Consider the following 3,392-nt stretch of genomic DNA (forward strand, 5'->3'; position numbering starts at 1 on the left):
ACATCTGCAACAATATAAGAGTCCGTATACATATAATAGGTATTTGGATTTCTTTCTACAGTAACAGAATTGTTTTGCTCGGAAACAATACGGATATCCGAAGAGACATTCCATGAGACGGGTATATTATTAGGTAGATTGATAGTGTATGTATAAGTTCCTTGACCGCAAATGTTTGAGGGACCGGAGATGGAGTATGGCGGAGGTGCTTTTTTGTAGTATCTTCTATAAGCCATATTATAAATCGATGGTCCTTCCGTTGGATTATGCCTCATTAGAGGTGCCTGCCCCCATTTTGACTCGTATTTACCTGCAACGTTTTTTGATTTAATGGCGGAATGATCGCCGTTATAATAGAAAATTTTTTCAGCATCATTTTCCGTTGTTTCCACATAGCTTCCATCTGTCCAGTATTTCCAGATATTAGGATTGCTTTGACTATCATATTGATTCATCCATACCACATTCGTACCTCCTTCCGAGATATTCCACGCATAACTGTGGCAATTATACCTTCTACTTGCAGGTGCTAATACATTTTCAGCGCCATACTCTCCTATATAACGATTAGTGGTAGTTGTTATCCATTCGTTAGTCCCCTCAGGATTAATAAATGTCTGAATAGGACTTCCTTTTGGTGTATATAACGTTACGTATTGAGCATTGAGAGTGGTAAACGCCAATAAGTATATATGAGTAATAAATAAACTTTTTTCATGGTCATTGTTGTTTTTCGTTAATAAACTCTTTTCCGTAATCAAGCATTAACTGCTGTAAATTTCTAAGTTCTTCCATTGTTTTTACAAAAAACATAGAAGTATCAATAAATCTTTTAAGAGGATCGCTATCTATTACTTCATTTAAAAAAGGGGGGTATTCTGCATATATCATTATTCTGGCTATAAGCATCAGTGTTGAAAATTCACATAACTCATCAAAAAAGCCGGAAGCTACTCTCAATTTATTCTTTTCCAATGCAATCGCTACCAACTTCTTTTTTTCGGCAGTTGTTAATTGTTGAATAAAATTAGGTTGGGAAAATAGTAACTCAAAGGGTGGAATCCATATCAATTTTCCCTTGCAAATGGCATCCATGAGTTTATAACGTTTCAGCAAAAGTATTCCAGCATCTTTTCGCTCCAAGAGCTCTTTATAGGCATTATTACTGTAAAACAGCGTTTCAAAATCTTTTTGTGCATTTCTCATACCTATTGAAGAAGAAATTTCCACAAAAAAAGGATATTCCCATATTGCTTGTATTACAGCTTGTGTGGACATGGTTTTCAGCCTTTCAATTGGTATTGCACACGCTTTAATTTTTTCTTCGGTGGAAGCAAGTTCTTTCCATTTGTTCATACAAGGACGTATCGGATAATTATATGAATCTGCCGGACGAGGCATATTCATATAGCTGTTAAGCAAATCCAATTGCTCATTACAATAGTATCCATTATCTACTTCTTCTTTTTTACACCCTGAAAACAGTAAAGTTAAGAAGGATAGTATAAGCAGTAAAAAAAATTTATTTTTCATGTTGTACATTGATTTTAGAGATGTTCTCCAGTTCTTTACTGTCAATAAAATTATAATTTTTGATGAAATCTTTTATCTGCTGGTTGTTTTTATTGTTTGGTTCGATTTTATTTATTATTATCGAACTTAGCAAAAGAGATTTCTTAATACCATCTATACCATATATGTCGATATGTTTCAACTTTTCTCCATATTTTTCAATGGTCAATTTTCTAAGTTCTTCTTGCTCTTTTAAACTTAATTGATTTAAAAATTTGTCATTGGATAAAAGTAGTTCTATGTATTCAAAGTTTAGCACAGAGCTATGTTTGCCTTTTTCAACATAGCCTTCCTTTTCCTGAATTTTCATTTGTGAATATATTTTTATTAATGCAGCCGCACCATCTTTGCGGCTACTTAACTCTTTGAGCCCATTGAATTTTTCTATCATAATAGAAACAGCTTCTCTTTCATCATTGAATGCAGTGTATTCGTAGAATAAAGGATACGTTACACATAATTTGGCGAGTTCCAGAGAACTTATCTTCTTAAGTACGTTTTCCGGTATCTGGCAAGATTGAAGTTTCTCTACGCCGGATTTCAGATTTTTCCACTCCTCTGTTCCCGGTTTTACAGGATAATCCCATGTTTGTCCGAAAATGAAGATCGGACAAAATAATAAAATAAAAAAACCTTTTTGCTTTCATAATCATATATTTTTGTAGTTAATACATTAGATTCATATATTTTTTTTCCGCCCGTAATCGTTGTTGCAAATGGGCTTTAACGGTTTGGTGGCGCGTCGGCGTTCATAAAGCGAGTGTTTTGCATTAAATTGTGGCATAAAAGTAATGAAATCAATCCTAAAAGTCAACCGGAAATCGTTAAACCCAACGGTTTATTATTATAGATGAAGAAAGGAGTGAAAACATAGATGTCACTTCGTAATAAAGACGCAGTTATCAACACTTTATCTTGCTTTATATCAATAACTTGTCTTGTCAAATGTGTTTTAACGCCATATCTTTGTAATCTCAATCTTCTTATTGTTATAAACAATCTCTTTCGGATTGTCATACGTCAATTCAAATACTTCTAAAATATTCCCAATAGTGTCTGGATTAGCTAATGTATCTTTCTTCTCACACCCCACTCCGCCTAACAGCAGGAACAGGGAAATGGTGGCAAATAAAAATGTTTTTCTTTTCATTGTTCTTGTGTTTTAAATGAATAAAAATAACTACATCAATCTCTATTTCGCCGGCAAGCAAATCTTGCCGGCAACATCAGCAGTAGGGTGGAGTATCGGAGTTCATTACAATATTGGCTTTTAGCATTAAAGCTTGCTGTAAAGGTATAAAAAACAACAATATAAAGGAGCGACAACTTACTTTTTTCCCGCAGGCAAAACAAACACTTTTTTACATATAGATGCAAAAAAAACGAAAAACGTTGCACGGATTCCCGATTTTAACATTTGGGAAACATTGTCAATGCATAATGGAGTTAGTCATGTTATCTTATCAATTCTTCAACAGTTTCTGCGTATAGGTTTTCCCGTTTTAATAAAATAGTTCTTTATCTCTATTCCGCCCGCAAGCGAGGCTTGCCGGCGGAATCAGCAGCAAGGAGGAGTATTGGGATTCATCGCGCTATCGGTTTTCAGTATTAAATCGTGCCGTAAAGATATAAAAATCAAGAATATAAAGGAACAATAAGCGACTTTTCTCTTCGGGCAAAACAAACACTCTTCTATATTTCTATATAGATGCAAAAAAGCGGCAAAACGTTGCACGGATTCCAGATTTTAACATTCGGGAAACGTTACCAGTGCATTATTTCAGACGACAGACATCTGACTTTTTCATTGGTAATTCGTC

At 34.5% G+C, this 3,392-nt stretch carries 3 protein-coding genes and 1 pseudogene; all 4 read right to left on the reverse strand.

Features of this window, described 5'->3' with window-relative positions; translation table 11 throughout:
* Nucleotides 1-761, reverse strand: a pseudogene (locus tag D7D25_RS17890) (hypothetical protein); the annotation flags it as partial.
* On the reverse strand, nt 721-1,533 hold the full coding sequence (locus tag D7D25_RS17405; RefSeq protein ID WP_122970184.1) for a hypothetical protein: 813 nt from the start codon (nt 1,531-1,533) through the stop codon (nt 721-723). The pseudogene D7D25_RS17890 and the gene D7D25_RS17405, both read right to left, overlap by 41 nt.
* Nucleotides 1,523-1,963, reverse strand: a complete 441-nt coding sequence (locus D7D25_RS17410) for a hypothetical protein (RefSeq protein WP_122970185.1) — start codon at nt 1,961-1,963, stop codon at nt 1,523-1,525. The genes D7D25_RS17405 and D7D25_RS17410 overlap by 11 nt, the downstream gene beginning before the upstream one ends.
* Nucleotides 1,964-2,524: 561 nt before the next feature.
* Nucleotides 2,525-2,722, reverse strand: a complete 198-nt coding sequence (locus D7D25_RS17415; RefSeq protein ID WP_122970186.1) for a hypothetical protein — start codon at nt 2,720-2,722, stop codon at nt 2,525-2,527.
* Between the last annotated feature and the right edge of the window lie 670 nt (nt 2,723-3,392).

It is taken from the genome of Proteiniphilum sp. X52 (genome assembly GCF_003712195.1).
GTDB lineage: Bacteria > Bacteroidota > Bacteroidia > Bacteroidales > Dysgonomonadaceae > Proteiniphilum.